This is a genomic window from Helicobacter pylori FD535, from assembly GCF_000296015.2.
GTDB lineage: Bacteria > Campylobacterota > Campylobacteria > Campylobacterales > Helicobacteraceae > Helicobacter > Helicobacter pylori_CT.
On sequence record NZ_AKHP02000078.1, the window covers coordinates 1 to 18,222 of the forward strand.

21 protein-coding genes, 1 tRNA gene and 1 pseudogene are annotated in these 18,222 nt (G+C 39.1%); 7 read left to right on the forward strand and 16 right to left on the reverse strand.

Annotated features, from left to right (window positions below; genetic code table 11):
- Together fliF and DV63_RS17345 are read right to left on the reverse strand one after the other, a co-directional pair.
- Window positions 1-1,214: flagellar basal-body MS-ring/collar protein FliF (gene fliF, locus DV63_RS17340; protein ID WP_020982505.1), on the reverse strand; the 1,214-nt coding region annotated here is incomplete at its 3' end.
- 43 nt (window positions 1,215-1,257) lie between these two features.
- Window positions 1,258-1,920: a phosphatase PAP2 family protein gene (locus DV63_RS17345; protein ID WP_000829939.1), complete on the reverse strand. Its 663-nt coding sequence runs from the start codon at window positions 1,918-1,920 to the stop codon at window positions 1,258-1,260.
- A gap of 270 nt (window positions 1,921-2,190) precedes the next feature.
- On the opposite strand from DV63_RS17345, the gene pyrG reads away from it, so the two are divergent.
- From pyrG to DV63_RS17360, 3 genes are read left to right on the forward strand one after another with little or no spacing between them, the layout of a single operon-like run.
- Window positions 2,191-3,807 carry a glutamine hydrolyzing CTP synthase gene (gene pyrG / locus DV63_RS17350; RefSeq protein ID WP_000373168.1) on the forward strand — a complete coding sequence of 539 codons (1,617 nt, stop codon included), beginning with the start codon at window positions 2,191-2,193 and terminating at the stop codon, window positions 3,805-3,807.
- 8 nt (window positions 3,808-3,815) lie between these two features.
- A complete protein-coding gene (gene recJ, locus DV63_RS17355) occupies window positions 3,816-5,366 on the forward strand; it encodes a single-stranded-DNA-specific exonuclease RecJ (protein WP_020982506.1) in 1,551 nt (516 codons plus the stop codon).
- On the forward strand, window positions 5,366-6,247 hold the full coding sequence (locus tag DV63_RS17360; protein WP_001115856.1) for an RluA family pseudouridine synthase: 882 nt from the start codon (window positions 5,366-5,368) through the stop codon (window positions 6,245-6,247). The genes recJ and DV63_RS17360 overlap by 1 nt, the downstream gene beginning before the upstream one ends.
- 94 nt (window positions 6,248-6,341) lie before the next feature.
- On the opposite strand, the gene DV63_RS17365 is transcribed toward DV63_RS17360, so the two are convergent.
- The 9 genes from DV63_RS17365 to DV63_RS17400 form a co-directional block, all read right to left on the reverse strand.
- Window positions 6,342-6,908 (reverse strand): hypothetical protein, encoded by a 567-nt coding sequence (locus tag DV63_RS17365; protein ID WP_000032366.1) that lies wholly within the window; start codon window positions 6,906-6,908, stop codon window positions 6,342-6,344.
- Window positions 6,892-7,197, reverse strand: coding sequence for a hypothetical protein (locus tag DV63_RS17370; RefSeq protein WP_000699941.1), 306 nt, complete (start codon window positions 7,195-7,197; stop codon window positions 6,892-6,894). The genes DV63_RS17365 and DV63_RS17370 overlap by 17 nt, the downstream gene beginning before the upstream one ends.
- A 185-nt stretch (window positions 7,198-7,382) precedes the next feature.
- The gene (locus DV63_RS17375; protein WP_020982507.1) at window positions 7,383-7,925 is read right to left on the reverse strand and encodes a tetratricopeptide repeat protein; all 543 of its coding nucleotides are present in this window, start codon (window positions 7,923-7,925) and stop codon (window positions 7,383-7,385) included.
- Window positions 7,926-7,983: 58 nt separating this feature from the next.
- Entirely contained in the window at window positions 7,984-8,388 is a 405-nt protein-coding gene (gene ruvX / locus DV63_RS17380; RefSeq protein ID WP_000599221.1) for a Holliday junction resolvase RuvX, read from the reverse strand.
- Complete coding sequence (gene dprA / locus DV63_RS17385) at window positions 8,385-9,185, reverse strand: DNA-processing protein DprA (RefSeq protein WP_000840074.1); 801 nt, start codon at window positions 9,183-9,185, stop codon at window positions 8,385-8,387. The genes ruvX and dprA overlap by 4 nt, the downstream gene beginning before the upstream one ends.
- A gap of 11 nt (window positions 9,186-9,196) precedes the next feature.
- A complete protein-coding gene (gene minE / locus DV63_RS17390) occupies window positions 9,197-9,430 on the reverse strand; it encodes a cell division topological specificity factor MinE (RefSeq protein WP_000051425.1) in 234 nt (77 codons plus the stop codon).
- Window positions 9,427-10,233, reverse strand: coding sequence for a septum site-determining protein MinD (gene minD, locus DV63_RS17395; RefSeq protein WP_001019092.1), 807 nt, complete (start codon window positions 10,231-10,233; stop codon window positions 9,427-9,429). The genes minE and minD overlap by 4 nt, the downstream gene beginning before the upstream one ends.
- Before the next feature lie 23 nt (window positions 10,234-10,256).
- Window positions 10,257-11,249: a ketol-acid reductoisomerase gene (gene ilvC, locus DV63_RS0209615; RefSeq protein WP_001207543.1), complete on the reverse strand. Its 993-nt coding sequence runs from the start codon at window positions 11,247-11,249 to the stop codon at window positions 10,257-10,259.
- A gap of 87 nt (window positions 11,250-11,336) precedes the next feature.
- Window positions 11,337-11,413: transfer RNA gene (locus tag DV63_RS17400), tRNA-Arg, on the reverse strand.
- Window positions 11,414-11,497: 84 nt separating this feature from the next.
- Between DV63_RS17400 and DV63_RS17405 the strand changes: the two genes are divergently transcribed.
- Together DV63_RS17405 and DV63_RS17410 are read left to right on the forward strand one after the other, a co-directional pair.
- Window positions 11,498-12,280, forward strand: a complete 783-nt coding sequence (locus tag DV63_RS17405; protein WP_001168219.1) for an NAD+ synthase — start codon at window positions 11,498-11,500, stop codon at window positions 12,278-12,280.
- Entirely contained in the window at window positions 12,277-13,215 is a 939-nt protein-coding gene (locus DV63_RS17410; RefSeq protein ID WP_000833866.1) for a tetraacyldisaccharide 4'-kinase, read from the forward strand. The genes DV63_RS17405 and DV63_RS17410 overlap by 4 nt, the downstream gene beginning before the upstream one ends.
- Here DV63_RS17410 and pseH read toward each other — a convergent pair.
- The 4 genes from pseH to flgH are packed head-to-tail and all read right to left on the reverse strand — an operon-like array spanning window position 13,148 to window position 15,964.
- Complete coding sequence (gene pseH, locus DV63_RS17415; protein ID WP_000742667.1) at window positions 13,148-13,690, reverse strand: UDP-4-amino-4,6-dideoxy-N-acetyl-beta-L-altrosamine N-acetyltransferase; 543 nt, start codon at window positions 13,688-13,690, stop codon at window positions 13,148-13,150. The genes DV63_RS17410 and pseH overlap by 68 nt on opposite strands.
- A complete protein-coding gene (locus DV63_RS17420) occupies window positions 13,687-14,559 on the reverse strand; it encodes a hypothetical protein (protein WP_001144439.1) in 873 nt (290 codons plus the stop codon). The genes pseH and DV63_RS17420 overlap by 4 nt, the downstream gene beginning before the upstream one ends.
- Complete coding sequence (pseF, locus tag DV63_RS17425; protein WP_001201342.1) at window positions 14,550-15,233, reverse strand: pseudaminic acid cytidylyltransferase; 684 nt, start codon at window positions 15,231-15,233, stop codon at window positions 14,550-14,552. The genes DV63_RS17420 and pseF overlap by 10 nt, the downstream gene beginning before the upstream one ends.
- Before the next feature lie 17 nt (window positions 15,234-15,250).
- Window positions 15,251-15,964 (reverse strand): flagellar basal body L-ring protein FlgH, encoded by a 714-nt coding sequence (flgH, locus tag DV63_RS17430; protein WP_000709982.1) that lies wholly within the window; start codon window positions 15,962-15,964, stop codon window positions 15,251-15,253.
- Window positions 15,965-16,093: 129 nt separating this feature from the next.
- Here flgH and DV63_RS17435 point away from each other — a divergent pair, with 129 nt between their 5' ends.
- Window positions 16,094-16,831, forward strand: coding sequence for an outer membrane protein (locus DV63_RS17435; protein WP_017179713.1), 738 nt, complete (start codon window positions 16,094-16,096; stop codon window positions 16,829-16,831).
- Window positions 16,832-16,839: 8 nt separating this feature from the next.
- Here the strand turns inward: DV63_RS17435 and DV63_RS17440 are convergent, their stop codons facing one another.
- Window positions 16,840-17,382 (reverse strand): phospholipase D-like domain-containing protein, encoded by a 543-nt coding sequence (locus tag DV63_RS17440; RefSeq protein ID WP_000932494.1) that lies wholly within the window; start codon window positions 17,380-17,382, stop codon window positions 16,840-16,842.
- A gap of 141 nt (window positions 17,383-17,523) precedes the next feature.
- On the opposite strand from DV63_RS17440, the pseudogene DV63_RS17445 reads away from it, so the two are divergent.
- Window positions 17,524-18,222 (forward strand): annotated as a pseudogene (locus DV63_RS17445) (hypothetical protein); the annotation flags it as partial.

The window sequence follows — 18,222 nt, forward strand, 5'->3', positions numbered from 1 at the left end:
GCTTGTTTCACTAGAGCGTTGATTTTTTGAAGCGATTCATCGCTCAAAGGCTCGTATTCTAAAGTATTTGCCCCATCTTTAAGCGCGATTTTATACTTGCCATCCACCACAACCGCCGCATTCAAACGCACCAAAGTGCCAAACTCGCCCTTAATCTCGCTAATGGTTTTACCCACTTCATAATTGGTCGTGTTTTGAGACTTTTCGTATTTTTCTGGCTCTTTATTGTCTTTCAACCCTTGCACAGGCCCGATATTGCTCACAACCCCAGGCACGCCGCCGACTTGTTTTTTAGAAGCGCCTTCTTTTTTTTCTTCTAAATTTTGCTCGCTCCTTACAACATTATTGGGATCAAAAGTCTCTTTAGTGCTTTTCTTTTGGCTGAAATCAAACTCCGCATTGACCCTTGCGACCACCTTGTTTTTACCCCCCACAATAGGGGCTAAGATATTGACAATCTTATTTTCTAAAATATTTTCAAAATTTTGTTTGTAATGCAATTGCTCTAGGGCTAATTCTTTGGAGTTTTCTAGTATATCACCCTCGCCTATGGATTCGCCGTTTTCATTCACGATTTTCACATTTTCTATCGTGAGTTTAGGCACAGCCGCAGCGATTAAATTTTTAATCCCTAAAATTTGAGTGGGTGAAAGCTTCATGTCAGGCTTGAGTTTGAGCATCACTGAAGCACTAGGAGGCACTTCTTTAGCCACAAACACGCTGTCTTTAGGGATTGCAATATGCACATTGGCTTTCAAAATGGGGTTTAAACTTTCAATCGTGCGCGACAATTCCCCCTCAATGGCGCGAATGAGTTTGATATTTTGATCAAAATCAGTCGCTCCAAAGTCTTTAGTGTCAAAGATTTCAAAGCCCACTTTACTCGTTTTAGGGATCCCTTGAGAAGCCAGAGTGATCCTTTCTTCATACACTTTATCTTTAGGGATAAGAATGGTGTCATCTCTTGAGACTTTATAAGGGATTTGGTTTTGCTGGAGGTGCTGTAAGATTAAAGCGTTATCGCTAGAGTCCAAGCCTTCAAATAAAACCCCATAACCCCCTTGCGCGTAGTCTTTTTCTTTAAAGGGATAGAGCAATAAAAACACAAGCAAAGCCGTGATTAAAACCCCGGCTGCAATCAGGGCGATTTTTTGCTTCTTATTGAGTTTGATGAAAAAATCAACAATCCGTTGCAATAATACCTTTAAATCCAATATTAAAACCTTGATAAAATTTTCATTCTCTTAAGCCATTCGCTTAGATCTCTTGAAACACGCTCAAATAAATCCCTATGGAAAAACAAGCCCCTAACGCCCCTAAACAAAACCCTCCTAAAACACTGCTAAAAGAAACCCCTAAAAGAATCAGCACCAACCCTATTAAAAAAATCAAACCAAATAAGCTATAAAAAAGAACATTTTTAAGCGTTTGATGCGTGATCAAATGGGGTATCAATAAAACAAGCAACCCATAAAATAGCGTTAAAGAAAGCGCGGTAGCGTTAGGGAAATTAGCGCTATGCGAAAGCCACTGAATGGAATGCGCCAAAAGGTGTTTTAACGATTCTAAAAGGGCTTCAAACAAGACCACGCTTAACACAAACCACACCCCAAGCGCTAAATTTTTACGATACAAGCTTAAAAACACCCCCACTAACAAGCTCAAAGGCAACACGAATTGAGAAGAGCCTAAAAAAACAATGCGTTGGAGCGTTTGATCTAAAATAGGGTTAGAAGAGTTTGAACGCATCAAACTAAAAATGGCATTGTCCATTAAATGAGCGTAATCAAAAAAAACCAAGCCAACAATAAGGATAAAAAACGCACTAAAAACACCCCCTAAAAGAAACAGGGTTTTAACTGGTAATAAGAAAAATACTTTGGGTTGTGTAGAAACATTTTTGAAAGAATTTTCAGCCATTATTTAAAACCCTTTTAGTTAGTTCATTCAAACTTGATATTATACGCCAACGAACTTTAAAATTGCTCTTAAAAGTTTTAAAGACAATGAAGTTTAAACACATAAAAGCTTTTCATTTTAATCAAACCTAGCTAATAAGAAACTGAAATTGTTTTTTTTTTTTTTNTTTTTTTTTTTTTTGAAATCGCTTTAATTTTTGCCCTCTTTTAAAGCTTTTTAACCCTTTTTAGACTACAATGTGAGAAGTAAAAATCAAAGGAACACGACATAATGGATAGAGCCAAATTTATATTCGTTACAGGGGGCGTGTTAAGCTCTCTAGGGAAAGGGATTTCATCTTCTTCAATCGCTACGCTTTTACAGCATTGCAATTACCAGGTTTCCATTTTGAAGATTGACCCTTATATCAATATTGATCCAGGCACCATGAGCCCTTTAGAGCATGGGGAAGTGTTTGTAACTAGCGATGGCGCTGAAACGGATTTAGACATAGGGCATTATGAACGCTTTTTGAACAGGAATTTAACAAGGTTGAACAATTTCACTACCGGGCAGATTTTTTCAAGCGTGATAGAAAAGGAAAGGAAAGGGGAATATTTAGGCAAAACCATTCAAATCGTCCCCCATGTAACCGATGAAATCAAAAGGCGCATTAAAAGCGCGGCTAAGGGGTTGGATTTTTTAATCGTGGAAGTGGGCGGAACCGTGGGCGATATGGAGGGCATGTTTTATTTGGAAGCGATCCGCCAGCTTAAATTGGAATTAGGGAATGAAAAAGTCATCAATGTGCATGTAACCTTGATCCCCTATATCCAAACCACTAACGAATTAAAAACCAAACCCACGCAACACTCTGTCCAAGAATTACGGCGCCTTGGCGTAACCCCTCAAATCATTTTGGCGCGATCGCCTAAGCCTTTGGATAAAGAATTGAAAAATAAAATCGCTTTGAGTTGCGATGTGGAGCAAGACAGCGTGATTGTCGCCACAGACACTAAAAGCATTTACGCATGCCCTATTCTTTTCTTGCAAGAAGGCATTTTAACCCCCATTGCCAGACGCTTTAATTTGAACAAGCTACACCCCAAAATGGCGGCTTGGAACACTTTAGTAGAAAAGATTATCGCTCCTAAACACAAGGTTAGGATTGGTTTTGTGGGCAAGTATTTAAGCTTAAAAGAATCTTATAAATCCTTGATCGAAGCCTTAATCCATGCGGGCGCGCATTTGGATACGCAAGTCAATATTGAATGGCTGGATAGCGAAAATTTTAATGAAAAGACTAATTTAGATGGCGTTGATGCGGTTTTAGTGCCTGGGGGCTTTGGAGAAAGGGGGATTGAGGGCAAAATTTGCGCCATTCAAAGGGCTAGGGTGGAAAAACTCCCCTTTTTAGGGATTTGTTTGGGCATGCAATTAGCGATCGTTGAATTTTGCCGCAATGTTTTGGGTTTAAAAGGGGCTAACTCTACAGAGTTTAACCAACGCTGCGAACACCCTGTGGTGTATTTGATTGAAGATTTTATAGATCAAAACCACCAAAAACAGGTGCGCACCTATAATTCGCCTTTAGGAGGCACCATGCGGTTAGGGGAATACGAATGCGAAATCGTGCCAAACAGCTTGTTAGAAAAAGCTTATAAAAAGCCTAGCATTAAAGAAAGACACCGCCATCGTTATGAAATCAACCCCAAATACCGCCAAGAGTGGGAAAATAAGGGCTTGAAAGTGGTGGGTTTTGGAGCGAATCATTTGATTGAAGCGATTGAATTAGAAGATCACCCGTTCTTTGTGGGGGTGCAATTCCACCCAGAATTCACCTCCAGGTTGCAAAGCCCTAACCCCATTATTTTGGATTTCATTAAGAGCGCTCTTCATAAATCCTAATCTAAAAAATGAAACAAAAGCTTAAAGCTCAAATCAAGGAGCGAGTGGCTTCTATCGCTTATAATAAAAAAGGGTTTCCTAGCCCCTTTTTATTTAAAGACTTGAAAAAAGCCGCGCTCAAAATCATAGAAGCCATGCGCGCAAACACAGAGATTTTAGTGGTGGGCGATTATGACGCTGACGGCGTGATTAGCTCTGCTATCATGGCAAAATTCTTTGAAAGCCTAAACTACAAGCATGTCCGCATTACAATCCCTAATCGCTTCACTGATGGCTATGGGATTTCTAAAAAATTTTTAGAAAAACACCACGCCCCTTTAATCATCACGGTGGATAACGGGATTAACGCCTTTGAAGCCGCGCGATTTTGCAAAGAAAAAAACTACACCCTTATCATTACGGATCACCATTGCTTACACCATGATAAAATTCCAGACGCCTATGCGGTGATCAACCCCAAGCAACCGGATTGTGATTTTATCCAAAAGGAAGTGTGCGGGGCGTTGGTAGCGTTTTATTTATGCTATGGGATCCATCAGCTTTTAGGAAAAGAAAAAAGCCATTCTAGTGAGTTGCTATGCTTAGCGGGCGTGGCGACTATTGCTGACATGATGCCTTTGACTTTTTTTAACCGCTTTTTGGTTTCTAAAGCCTTGTATTTTTTGCAAAAAGAATCCTTAGGGGCGATGGGGTTTTTACGCCAAAGAGAAGTTTTTAGAAAACGCTCTTTAAAAGCGAGCGATATTTCTTTCAACATCGCCCCTTTAATCAATTCCGCAGGGCGCATGCAAGACGCTAAAATGGCTTTAGATTTTTTAAGCGCGAATAATTTTCAAGATGGTTATTCTTTGTATGAACGCTTGAAAGCATGCAATTTGAAACGTAAAATGATCCAACAGCAGGTTTTTGAAGAAGCCTTTAAGCATGCGATGGTTGGAGAAAAAATCATCATCGCTTTTAAGGATAATTGGCATGAGGGCGTGCTTGGGATTGTGGCTTCAAAATTAGTGGAAGCCACTCAAAAGCCAAGCCTGGTTTTTACCTTTAAAGAAGGGGTGTATAAAGGGAGCGCTCGTAGCTCTTCAAATATTGATTTGATTGACGCTTTGAATGGGGTTTCTTCTTTGTTGCTCGGCTATGGGGGGCATAGGCAAGCTTGCGGGTTGAGCGTTGGAAAAAACAATATCATCTCGCTCTTTGAAACTTTAGAAAATTTTGATTTTAAAGTCTTACCTTTTTGTGAAACAGAACCCCCTTTAACGCTAACATTAAAAGACATTGACAGAGAGCTTTTAGAGATTATAGAAATGGGCGAACCTTATGGGCAAGAAAACCCTGAGCCTTTATTCCAAGCGCAAAATTTAGAAGTCATAGAAGAAAAAATCATCAAAGAAAGCCACCAGGTTTTGCGTTTTAAGGATAAAGAATGCGTCAAAGAGGCTATTTATTTTAACACTGAGCGGTTTTTGAAAGCGGGCGAAAAGGTGAGCGCGATTTTTAGCGTGGAATTAGACGAGTATTCTAATGAGCCTAAAATGTTTGTTAAAAGTTTGTTGTAGTGCCTTTTATTGAAGAAGAATTTGAAATTTTAAAACCCACCAAAGCCTTGTTTTTTGTGCGCGATGTTTTAAAATGCTCTTTAAAAGAAGCCCAACGACACCTTGACAAACAACGCCTGAAACAGAACCAACAAGCCGTGCGTAAATCTCAAATGATTCAAGGAATCGTTAGCTTGATTCATTTCAAGCCTAACGAAAAACAAGGAGAGCTTGTTTTTGAAACGAAAGATTTTGGCGTGTTTGACAAACCCATTCAAGTCTATACCCACCCTAAAGGCTATTTTTACCATGAAAGCTTATTAGATTGTATCCAATCGCATTTGGGCAAAAACGCCCACCCAGCCCACAGACTGGACTATGAAACGAGCGGATTGGTTTTAGCGGGCAAGACTTTACAAAGCGTTAAGGATTTAAAAGCGCTTTTCATGCAAAAAAAAGTAAAAAAAACTTATTTAGCACTAACGCATGGGTGGGTTGATAAAAATATGAAAATAGACAAACCCATTCTAACGCCACAAAACATTCAAAAAGATTTGCGCATTAAATCTAAAATTTCCCCTTTAGGCAAGCCTTCAATCACGCTTGTTGAGCCTTTAAGCTATAACCCTTTTTTGGATATAAGCTTACTCAAAATCACCCCACTCACCGGGCGCACGCACCAGATCCGCTTGCATTTGAGCAGTATAGGGCATAGGATCGTGGGCGAGGGGCTTTATGGGGTGGCTGATGAAGAAGCGAGAGAATACCTCCAATTGAAGCGTGAGAATCATGCCCCATTGCTCATGCTCCATGCCTCTAGTTTGGAATTTGAATTTAAGGGGGCGATCTATGAGATCACTTCCCCCATGCCCCAACGCTTCATGCCGTTTTTGAAAGATTGACCCTCCACTGATTGGTTATTTTTTTGATTATTTTTTTGGTTATTCTCTTTGGGGGGTTTTTAATTAAGGTTTTCTACATGCCTTTATGCCTTTTTTAATTCCCCTTATTATTCTTAGCTTTCAATTCTTCTAGTTTTTTTGAAATGATTTCTTCAGTAACGCTAGAGAGCCTTTCTCCATCATGCTTACTCTCTGGGGTTTCTTTGCTCTGTAATTCTTCTTGTTTTTTTAAAATGATTTCTTCAGTAACGCTAGAGAGCCTTTCTTTAGGAGGATTTTTGGTGTCTAATGGATTGGAGCGGTTTTTTAAATTCTCTCTGATTCGCCTTTTTCTTTGAATGAGTGCAAACATTTTTTGGCTGAACTTATAGCATTTACGCGCGCTAAAAACAATCACGCCCCACTTGATCAACAAAGCACTTAAAAGCCAAACAAACGAGCTAGAAGTGTCCAATAAAAACTGACGCACATCGCTATACACCCAAATATCCACCCAAATCACCAACAAAGTGATCAAAATAGAAAACGCAATGCTTTTAAACCGAAAAAGCCACGCCACGATCACAAACCCTCTCGTGTGCCTGTGGGCTAAGAGCCAGCGTTCATTCTTTTCGCTAAAAAACCCCATTAAGCCAGAGATAAAGCTATTTTCCTTGCTCATTATCGCCCTTTTCCCAAACTTCTTTAAAATGCTTAGTCTGGATTTGTTCTAAAAGCCTTTTTTCTTCCGCTTCAAACATGATTTTCAATTCTTCTTCATTAAAATCGCTCAATTTCATACCCTTTTCTTTCAAGCGTTTTTCCACGATTTTAACCGCTTGCTCTCTGATTTTTTGAGATTCTTCTTTAAAAAGCGCTCGTTTGGTTTTTTGAAAGATTTCATTAGAATTTTTTTGGATCGTTTGTTTGCAAGAATCTAAAAAATCCCTGACTCGATGCATAATTTTCATGGTTATCCGTTTTTAAAGAGTTTTTAAGACTAATGACCCCTAAAAGAATACCAAAAAAAGATTAAAACTCTCTAGTAAAATATCTTCTTAAAAGAATAGGGGGCATTTTGGCGATGCTCTTAACCCCCTAAAATAGGGCTTTTGTGGGATAGTTTCTAGGTGAGGCTATCGCATGCTTTTGTCCCTTATTTCAATTCTTTGAGCGCCTCGCATGTCTCTTGATCTCCTAATTTGCAGGCTTTAGAGTAAAATTGAGCGGCTTTTGTTAAGTTTTTTTCTACCCCTTGACCATATTCATACAGCATCCCTAAAGCACCACACCCCCCACTATTATTCAAATCGCATGCTTTCTCAAGCAGAGCAAGAGCTTTTTTAAAGTCTTTTTTCACTCCTTCTCCATAATAATATAATTCCCCTAATCCCTTACACCCCAAACCCTCTTTTAACTCGCATGCTTTAGAGTAAAATTGAGCGGCTTTTTTTGAGTCCTGTTTCACCCCATCCCCACTTCTATATAGATCCCCTAAAAAACTACACCCCCCACCATTATTCAAATCGCATGCTTTTTCAAAATATCCCTTAGCTTTAGAAAAATCCTGCTTGTCGTAACTCAGCATACCCAAATTGAAAAGCTCTTCAGGGTTTGGCTTTGCCATTAACCCCCCCCCAATCAACACACAACACAAACACAAAACCCTAAAAATGGCTTTTTTGAAATTTTCCAGCATGACGCTTCTCCCTTTATTAAAAAACTTAGACTTTATTATAATCAAATTACAATCAGATCTAATGGTTTTTCAAAACCTGCTGGCAATAGCGCTCTAAGATCCTGCAAGCGCTCAAAGAGTCTAACCGGCCGTCTTTAATAGCGAGCCGCTTGTTTTTCCTACCCAAATGCTCTAAATTTTCATAGGCTTCTATGCTGGATCTGTCTTCATTAATAAAAACGATTTCGCCCTTAAAATCCACAAGCTTGATAAAATGCTCAATGCGCACATTCGTGTCCGCATAGCTTTCATTGGGCTTGCCCACCACTAGCACTTGAATGTTTTTTTCCCTCAACAAATCGCTCAAATCCCTAGAGGCCTGATTCCTGTTGCGGCGTAAAATCGCTTCTAAGGGTAAAATAACGCCGTTTAAAAGCATGGCTATGCCAATGCGTTTTAACCCCACATCGCATGCCAAAATCACGCTAACACCACGATATGATTGATACGTTTAATCTTACCCAACAGTTCGTATTCTAAAAGCTTATCCCCAAATTTGAGATACGCTTCTTCATAGCTAGGGTTTTTCGCGCAATATTCTAAAAATTCATCTTTCATTTCAGGCATTTCTTTTAAATGGTAGTCTTTTAAAAGGGTGTTTATAAAATTTTGAATATTAAATATCCCTTGAGCCTGCCCTTTTTCTAAAAGCTCATTAGTGCCATCGCTCTCATTCAAGCGCTGGGGTAAAACAAATAAGGGCTTTTGGTATTTTTGGGCTAATCTCGCGCTGCTCATAGAGCCGCTTTTTAAATCCGCTTGGGGGATAATCACCGCATCGCTTAAAGCGATCACCAGGCGGTTTCTGGCTAAAAAAGAGCCTTTAATAGGCATAAAATCCTTTTCATATTCGCTTAAAATCAAGCCGTTTTGCGCGATTTCTTGGATCACTTTATGGTTGTTCGTGGGATAAATAAAATCCAAACTGCAAGGCGAAAGCATGATCGTTTTTGGTAAGGCGTTTTCTTGAGCGATAATATCCACGCCTAACGCTCCTCCGCTCACAATAACCGCGCCATTTTTAGCAAGCTCTCTGGCTAGAGTGATGGTGTGCTGCTTGCTATAAGGGGTGGGTCTTCTTGTGCCGATAATAGCCACTTTTAAAGGCGCATCTAAAAGCTTTATATCGCCCACACAATAGAGCTTTTTAGGGGGGTCTTTGAGAATGTCAAAGGCTTTAGGGATATTCTCTAGCGCGCTGTATGGGAAATTGCTTTTCATTCGTTGATTAACTATTTAGGCAGTATGATCTCCACTTCAATCGTTTCCACGCTTTGATTGCTGTCAAGAGTTTTGAAATGGATGTCTGAAGATTTAGTGTATTTTTGAATAACGGCAATGATTTCTTTACGCATCTCTTCCATGTAGGGTAAATTTAAAGTGCGCTCTTTGGCTAAAATCAATTTCAATCGATCTGTCGCGGTAGTCGCGCTCCCTTTGTTTTTAAAAAAATCAAACAAACTCATGAAAATATCCCTTTTAACGCGCTAAAAAAGCCTCTTTTAGCCTTAAACTCCATGTATTCCACTTCTTCGCCTAAAATCCTTCTGGTGATGCGTTGGTAAGCCTTCGCACTCTCGCAATCCGTGCGAATCACCGGCTCGCCCTTATTGGTCGCTGAAATAATATGGTGATCTTCTGGAATGATCCCAATTAAAGGCAGGCATAAAATCTTAAGCACTTCTTCTATGGAAATCATCTCGCCATTGGCCACTAATTCAGGTTTTAAGCGATTGATTATCAAATGCTTATGCACTTCTTCGCCCCTTTTGGCCCGATTGGACTTTGCGTCAATAATGCCAACCACTCTGTCGCTATCTCTTAAGGAACTCACTTCAGGCGTTACCACCACTAACGCCATGTCCGCATGCAAAATCGCATGCTCAAAACCGCTTTCAATCCCAGCCGGAGAGTCAATCAAAATATAGTCAAAATCCGCCCTTAAAGCGTTGATTAAAATCGCTACTTTTTCCCTATCTAAAATATTTTTATCCTTGCTTTGTGAAGCCGCTAAAAAAGAAAGGTTTTTAGTCTTTTTATCCGTGATCAAAGCCTGCGAAAGGTTGCAATTTTTTTCCATCACATCCACCACATCATAAACAATGCGATTTTCTAAGCCTAAAATCATATCCAAGTTCCTAAGGCCTATGTCAAAATCAACCGCTACGACTTTTTTACCGCTCTCAGCCAAGCCGATCGCTAAATTAGCCGTGGTGGTGCTTTTGCCCACGCCCCCCTTACCTGAAGTGATAGTAACTACTATTGCCATACGATTCCTTTTAATTTAATGATTTATTTTTTATGATTGAATGGGGCGCGTAAAATTTCCCCAATTTGTTCTATTTTAGTTCCTTTAAGGGCTTTCCTCTCTGTGTTTAATCTGGGGTAATTCAAGCTCTTTTCTAGTAAAAAATCTTTAGCGAATGAGCCGTTTTGAATCTTTTTTAAGATTTTTTGCATGCGTTTTTCTAACAGATTTCCCATAGGCTCTCTATTTTTAATCGCCCCGAATTCAGCGGTGTTAGAAATGTGTTTCCTTAAGCCCTCCACCCCCTTATAATGCAATAAATCCGCCACCAATTTCACTTCATGCACGCATTCAAAATAGGCTAATTCTTCAGGGTATCCTGCCTTAATTAAAGTTTCAAACCCCATTCTCACAATCGCTTCTAACCCCCCGCACAAAACCGCTTGCTCGCCAAATAAATCGCTCTCGCATTCTTCTTTAAAGCTCGTTTCTAAAACCCCCATTCTCCCTCCGCCCATCGCTTTGGCATAGCTTAAAGCCACCGCTTTAGCGTTATTTTTTGAGTTTTCTTGCTCTATGGCGATCAAATGGTATAAGCCCCTATTTTTAAGGTATTCTTCTCTTAAAGCGCTCCCAGGCCCTTTTGGCGCGACTAAAATCGCACCCACGCCTTTTGGAAGAACAACCTGATTGAAATGCACGCTAAAACCATGGGCAAAGCCCACAATTTGCCCCTCTTTTAAAAAAGGGATCACTTCTTTTTCCAACATTTCCTTATGCAATTCGTCCGGAAGTAACGCCATGATCACATCAGAATTTTGGACTAGCTCCTTGACTTCTAGCACCTCAAAGCCCTCTGCCTTTGCTTTTGAAGCGCTCAAACTCCCTTGATACAAGCCAATACGCGCTTTTACTTTAGAGTCCCTCAAATTGAGCGCTTGGGCTTCTCCTTGCGCGCCATAGCCAATAATGCCCACTTGTAAGGATTGGATAACGCCTAAATCAATGTCTTTATCATAATAAATGGGTAATGCCACAATCAAATCTCCTAGCGTGTTTAAGCAAGTATTTATTTTACCATAATGGGAGCGATAATGTTTAAAAACATGCAGAATATTAAGAAATGGTGTGCTCGGAGGGATTCAAACCCCCGACCTACAGGACCGCAACCTGTTGCTCTATTCAGCTGAGCTACGAGCACTTTTAAAGAAGTGAAACGACGATTATAGCAAGAAAAGCTAATTTTTCACTTAAACGATGCGTTTTTTCTATTATAATTTAAGGCATGCAAAAAGATTACCAAAAACTCATCGCTTATTTATGCGATTTTTTAGAAAAAGAAGCGCAAAAACGGGGCTTTAAAAAAGTCGTTTACGGGCTGAGTGGGGGGCTAGATAGCGCGGTCGTTGGGGTGCTGTGTCAAAAAGTTTTTAAAGAAAACGCTCATGCCCTTTTAATGCCCTCTTCAGTTTCTATGCCAGAAAATAAAACAGACGCCCTAAATTTGTGCGAAACATTTTCTATCCCTTATACAGAATATTCTATCGCTCCCTATGACGCTATCTTTGGCTCTCATTTTAAAGACGCAAGCCTTACTAGAAAGGGGAATTTTTGCGCAAGATTGCGCATGGCTTTTTTATACGACTATTCTTTAAAAAGCGATTCTTTAGTCATTGGCACGAGCAATAAAAGCGAAAGAATGCTAGGCTATGGCACTTTATTTGGGGATTTGGCGTGCGCGATTAACCCGATTGGGGAATTATTCAAAACCGAAGTTTATGAACTCGCTCGCCATTTAAATATCCCTAAAAAGATTTTAAATAAGCCCCCTAGCGCGGATTTATTTGTGGGGCAAAGCGATGAAAAAGATTTGGGCTATCCTTATAGCGTGATCGATCCTTTATTGAAGGATATTGAAGCGTTGTTCAAAAACAAGCCCATTGATGCAGAAACGCTCGCTCATCTGGGCTATGATCGCGCTCTAATCAAAAACATCATAAGCCGTATCCAAAAAAACGCTTTTAAATTAGAATTACCCACCATTGCCAAACAATTTAACCCCAAATGAAAAGCGATAAACCCTTTTTAGAACGCTATTTTTATGACCCCACTTTTTTGCAAAAGGGGTTGATTTTCGCGCTTTATCCTTTTTCTTTAATCTATCAAGGCATCGCCACCCTTAAACGAAAAATGGCTAAAAAGCATGATTTTAAAATCCCCCTTATCAGCGTAGGCAATTTGATCGCTGGGGGAAGCGGTAAAACGCCCTTTATTTTAGAAACCGCTCCAAGATACCAAGAAGTGGCGGTTGTCTCTAGGGGGTATAAACGGGATTCTAAAGGCTTAGTGGTGGTGAGCGTTAAAGGAAACATTTTAGTTTCTCAACAAACAGCGGGCGATGAATCCTATCTTTTAGCCTTAAATTTAAAACAAGCGAGCGTGATTGTGAGCGAAAAAAGAGAGCTAGGCGTTTTAAAAGCCCTTGAATTGGGGGCAAAGATCGTGTTTTTAGACGATGGTTTTAGGTTTAATTTCAACCAATTCAATTTGCTTTTAAAGCCTAAAATCCCCCCCTACTACCCTTTTTGTTTGCCCAGCGGGTTGTATAGAGAAAGCATCAAAAGCTATAAAGAAGCCCATTTAGTCATTACAGAAGATAAGGATTATCAAAGAATCACCTCTATTTCTCGCCCCACCAAACGCATGCTTTTAGTAACGGCTATCGCTAATCCTAGCAGGCTTGATGCGTTTTTACCCAAAGAAGTAATTAAAAAATTGTATTTTAGAGACCATGCCCTTTTTGATTTGGAGCTTTTAGAAAAAGAGTTTCATCAAAATAACGCCACTTCCTTATTGGTTACTCCAAAAGATCTCGTCAAATTACAAGATTGCAATTTGCCCTTAAGCGTATTGGATTTAAAACTAGAAATTGATCCTAAAATTTTAGAGCGGATTGATCATTATATCCTTTCTTATCCTTGTAATACAAAAGAACGTCTATAAATTCCTTTTCTTTAGAGATAAAGCCTTTCAAACGCCCCTCTAACTCATAATGGTTTTTTTCATAAAAAGCGATCGCTTTGAAATTGTTTTCCATCACTTCTAAGTGCAAAGAATTTAATTGGAACTCTTCAAAAGCGATGCGTTCTAAGGCTTTTAAAATAATCTCTCCCCCATTTTTCAAAAAAGGGTTTTTATAAATCCCCAAATACCCATGCTTATGAAAAAAATTGATTTTAGTGATAGAGCCAACCCCTAAATAAACGCCCTCTTCTTTAAACAAAAAATAGCGGTGGTTGGGCGAGTTTTTTAAATCTTCTATGAATTGCAAATGCGTTTTTAAAGAAATGAAAGCGCTATACATCCATAAGGCCGTGTTTGGGTGGTTACGAAATTCTAAAACCAACAACTTTTCTTCATCGTTTAAATGGGTGAAATCAATCGCTTGGGTATTTCCATAAGAATAATTTTTTTTCAAATTTCTAAAAACTCCCTTAATGCGCCCTCTAGCTCACTCCCAAAGGCCAGGTTTTTTGCCCAGGCTTGATTTTTTTGAATTTGTAATTTTTCAAAATCTTTAGCTAAAGTTTTTAAACTCGTTTGTTTGAAGATGCCTGAATTTTCAAATTCTTGGCTTTGAATGATTTGATTAGAGGCAATGGGAATGATAAGAGAGGGCGTTTGAGAAAGGGCTAATTCATAGAGGGTTTGGCCTGCAGCGCTAATAGCGCAAGCGCAAAATTTCATCAAAGAACTGAACTCCAAAGGGTTTAAATGGCTGTAATAATGCGTGTTTTTTGGAGGATTTTTAGGAGCATAAGGTGAAATGATATGCAAATGCATGCTTTTATTTTCTAAAATTTTGACTATCTCTTTGAGTATTTTTTGCTCGCTCCCCCCTAGAGTGACTAGCATTTCTTTATTTTCTGTATTGATGGGGCGCTCATAGACAAAGCGAACATCAACAGGGTAAAAACCCACCCCCAAATAATACTGATAATCTTTTGATAAATAATGGTAGTGTTTTAAAGCGTTCAGCGTGAAATTTAGGATCTTGGTGTTTTTAGGGTAAAACCCCTTAGCATGCTCTTTATCTTCTATGGCCATAAGGCTTTTAGCTTTTTCTTTTAAAAGATAAAAATCCTTTGAATTTAAACGATAGCTGTCCGTAATCAAAAAATCATCATTGCCAATGCTATCTAAAAAAGCGCTTATATTATTTTGCTTGTGTGAATAAAGACCCGCTTTAACCCCTAATTTTTCTATAAAAGAAAGGATTTTTTCACAACGCCTCACATGCCCTAAACCGCTTGTTAAAAAACAATCGCACAGAATTTTTACTGGCATGCGTTTTTCAAACGGCTGTATTTGAGCTTGGCTAATTCTAAATCTTCTAAAGTGTCAATATCTTGGACTTCTAAGGGCGATAATTCTAAAGCGATAGAATTTTGACCAAAAATAGGCCGCATTTCTTTGAAGGCTTGAGCTTTCCCCATATACAGCAATCCTGCGTCATGATAGAGCGTTTTTAAATCTTGCGTGCGCGTGTTTAAATGCTCTTTAAAAGCCATTTGAACGCCGTTTTCAAGGCTAAAAGAACGATAGGGCGAAGCGCTAAAGGGAGAGCATGTGAAAACATAATCCGTATTTTCTTTTAAAATCTCAAAAGCATTTTTTAAATGCTTTTCTTGTAAAAGCGCTGAAGTGCCATACAAGCAACACGCAACATCTTCATCTTTTAATTCTAATTCTTTCATGTGATAGGCCATCACCTCTAAAGTCGTGGCTCTATCGTCCGCTAAAACTTTAGGGCGCAAATTCAAAAAACTCGCCCCATAATTTTTAGCTAAATGAACATACTCCATGCTATCGCTAGAGATAAACACCTTTTCAAAAAGCTTGGAATTTAGCGCCGCTTCAATAGGGTAAGCGAGCATGGGTTTATTGAAAAAATCAATAATATTTTTATTCTTAATCCTTTTACTGGAACTTCTGGCTAAAACAATAGCGATCGCTCTCATGCTAGGCTTTGCTCTTTTCAATAAGGCATTTGGGTTTCCATCGCATCAGCAGCGAATTTCTTCTTATTGGAATCGCTCAAATGCCCTAAATTCGTGTATTCAATCTTAGCGTCAGCCAAAAACTTGGATTGGATGGTGTTATTCCTTTCAATATCATAAGGGCGGATCACCCCACTCACCTTAAGGATTTGCTTTTCCCCATCCACTAGTACTTCCTTATTCCCATAGATGAAATAATTCCCGTTTTCTAGCACTTTAATGATTCGAGCGCTCAACACAATCTCTAAATCTTCACTCTTTTTTTGCGAGCCACCGCCTTTAAAATTCGTGTTATTGCTGGATTTGGTGAAATTGTAATTATTTTTATCGTCTAAATACTGCGCTTCCTGTTTCTTTCTTGCATCTAGCCCGTTATAAGTGAGTCTTGGAGGCGTGGAATTACCCCCTGAAGCGCTTTTATAATCTTTAGAGCTGGAATAATTCGCGCTCGCTTTTTCAGAAACAATGATTGTGATCAAATCGTTAGGCTTCATCGCCCTCCTGTCCGCAAATAAGGGGCGCTCGCCCTGCCCAAACAAACTCCCCAACTTGTTCAATTCAGGGATAAATTCTTTAGAGGGGGTTTCTTCTACATAATTGGGAGGGTTAAAATCAATTTTTGGCTCATTGGCTGATGCTATGCTGAATGCAACGCTAAACGCAACAGCCCCTAAATAAAGCGCTTTTTTCATCCACTAGCCTTACTTGAGTTATTTTAAGCTTTGAATTATACTCTCTTATAAGGAATAAATGCTTAATTTTGAGTAAGTTGTTGTAAAATTTAGATCTTTATAATGAAACTTAACTTGCAGGAGATACAATTGAGAACCTTGTTAAAAATGTTAGTTGGCGCAAGCTTGCTAACACACGCCTTAGTAGCTAAAGAAGAAAGCGCAGCGCCTTCTTGGACAAAAAATTTGTATATGGGAGTCAATTACCAAACAGGGTCTATCAATTTAATGACTAATATCCATGAAGTTAGAGAAGTGACTAACTATCAAACCGGTTACACCAATATTATGACTAGCGTTAATAGCGTTAAAAAGCTCACCAACATGGGATCTAATGGGATTGGATTAGTCATGGGCTATAACCACTTTTTTCATCCGGATAAAATCTTGGGCTTGCGCTATTTTGCTTTTTTAGATTGGCAAGGCTATGGCATGAGATACCCTAAAGGCTATTATGGCGGCAATAACATGATCACTTATGGCGTGGGCGTGGATGCGGTGTGGAATTTCTTCCAAGGGAGTTTCTATCAAGATGACATTAGCGTGGATATTGGCGTTTTTGGGGGGATTGCGATTGCGGGGAATAGCTGGTATATTGGCAATAAAGGGCAGGAATTGTTAGGCATCACTAACAGCAGTGCGGTTGATAACACCTCTTTTCAATTCCTCTTTAACTTTGGTCTCAAGGCTTTATTTGTAGATGAACATGAATTTGAAATCGGGTTTAAATTCCCCACCATTAATAACAAATACTACACCACTGACGCGCTCAAGGTTCAAATGCGTAGGGTCTTTGCCTTTTATGTGGGGTATAATTACCACTTCTAAAAGGGCTTTTAAAACCCAACGCAACTTTCTAACATCTTTTGATAGTAACTCTTGGCTTTGAGGATAATCTCTGTGTCATCGGTTTTTAAAAGCACTTCGTAATTGTTTTCAAAAGCGTTTTTGCTCCAATTCGCTGAGCCTAAAAACACGATCTTATCATCAATGATCGCTACTTTTTGGTGCATGATGCCGTAATAATTCCCGTTTTTAGCCTTAAGCCCTTTTAATAAGCACACTTTCGTGTTAGGGTATTTGTCCAAATAGCCAATAGTGGATTGCTTGTTATTGTGATTGCTTTCATAATCATAAATGATTTGCACCTTAATCCCCCTACTCGCTACGCTTTTAATCGCTCTTGCAATATCTCTGTGCGTGAAACTATAGATAGCGATTTTCACGCTCTCTCTGGCGTTACTGATGCCAGAAACTAAAGAATTGAGAGCGTCTCTTTGCTCATAAGGCAAGACAAATAAGCTGTTTTTAGCTTGCAAAACCCCTAAACAGCCCACTAACACACCCACGCCAACGATTTTTTTAAATTTGTTTAACATCAAATGATCCTTATTTTAAATTACACTCATGATAAAAACAACCAACCAAGTGGATTTTTGATTATAATAAAAGATTTAAAAAAAGCGATAAAAATGGATAGGCTTAAAGAAGCGTTTCTTATCAAATAAGGAGTCCCTAAAATGAAAATGATTCTATTCAACCAAAACCCCATGATCACAAAGTTGCTTGAGAGTGTTTCTAAGAAATTAGAATTGTCTGTGGAAAATTTTAACCACTATCAAGAGTTATCCGCACGCCTTAAAGAAGATCTAGAATGGGTTTTGATAGCCGATGATGAATGTTTGGAAAAACTAGACCAAGTGGATTGGCTAGAATTAAAAGAAACCATCTCTCAAAGTAAAAACAGCGTGTGCATGTATAAAAAAGGCAATGAAGCGCAACCTTTCTTGGAAGGCTTTGAGATGAAAATCCAAAAACCTTTTTTACCCACTGAAATGTTGAAAATCCTTCAAAAAAAGCTTGGTTCTAACGCAAGCGAGCTAGAGCCTAGCCAAAATTTAGACCCCACTCAAGAAGTTTTAGAAACCAATTGGGACGAATTAGAAAATTTAGGCGATTTAGAAGCCCTAGCCAAAGAAGAGCCTAACAATGAAGAGCAATTGCTCCCCACTTTAAACGATCAAGAAGAAAAAGAAGAGGTTAAAGAAACTCCAAAAGAAGAAGAAAAACCTAAAGAAGAAACGCAAGAGGGTGAAACCCCAAAAAGTGAAGAAGTTTCTAAAGAGTTGGAAACGCAAGAAGAAGTTAAAGAAGAAACGCAAGAAGAGTCAATCAAAGAACAAGAGCCAATCAAAGAACAAGAGCCAATCAAAGAACAA

Excerpts from the sequence above, each read along its gene's own strand:
- pyrG (WP_000373168.1), top strand. The coding sequence starts at position 2,191 with ATGGATAGAGCCAAATTTATATTCGTTACAGGGGGCGTGTTAAGCTCT.
- minD (WP_001019092.1), bottom strand. The coding sequence starts at position 10,233 with ATGGCAATAGTAGTTACTATCACTTCAGGTAAGGGGGGCGTGGGCAAA.
- DV63_RS17420 (WP_001144439.1), bottom strand. The coding sequence starts at position 14,559 with ATGCCAGTAAAAATTCTGTGCGATTGTTTTTTAACAAGCGGTTTAGGG.
- pseF (WP_001201342.1), bottom strand. The coding sequence starts at position 15,233 with ATGAGAGCGATCGCTATTGTTTTAGCCAGAAGTTCCAGTAAAAGGATT.
- recJ (WP_020982506.1), top strand. The coding sequence starts at position 3,816 with ATGAAACAAAAGCTTAAAGCTCAAATCAAGGAGCGAGTGGCTTCTATC.
- dprA (WP_000840074.1), bottom strand. The coding sequence starts at position 9,185 with ATGAAAAGCAATTTCCCATACAGCGCGCTAGAGAATATCCCTAAAGCC.
- DV63_RS17440 (WP_000932494.1), bottom strand. The coding sequence starts at position 17,382 with ATGTTAAACAAATTTAAAAAAATCGTTGGCGTGGGTGTGTTAGTGGGC.
- flgH (WP_000709982.1), bottom strand. The coding sequence starts at position 15,964 with ATGAAAAAAGCGCTTTATTTAGGGGCTGTTGCGTTTAGCGTTGCATTC.
- minE (WP_000051425.1), bottom strand. The coding sequence starts at position 9,430 with ATGAGTTTGTTTGATTTTTTTAAAAACAAAGGGAGCGCGACTACCGCG.
- DV63_RS17365 (WP_000032366.1), bottom strand. The coding sequence starts at position 6,908 with ATGAGCAAGGAAAATAGCTTTATCTCTGGCTTAATGGGGTTTTTTAGC.
- DV63_RS17410 (WP_000833866.1), top strand. The coding sequence starts at position 12,277 with ATGAAAAGCGATAAACCCTTTTTAGAACGCTATTTTTATGACCCCACT.
- DV63_RS17370 (WP_000699941.1), bottom strand. The coding sequence starts at position 7,197 with ATGAAAATTATGCATCGAGTCAGGGATTTTTTAGATTCTTGCAAACAA.
- DV63_RS17375 (WP_020982507.1), bottom strand. The coding sequence starts at position 7,925 with ATGCTGGAAAATTTCAAAAAAGCCATTTTTAGGGTTTTGTGTTTGTGT.
- DV63_RS17345 (WP_000829939.1), bottom strand. The coding sequence starts at position 1,920 with ATGGCTGAAAATTCTTTCAAAAATGTTTCTACACAACCCAAAGTATTT.
- DV63_RS17405 (WP_001168219.1), top strand. The coding sequence starts at position 11,498 with ATGCAAAAAGATTACCAAAAACTCATCGCTTATTTATGCGATTTTTTA.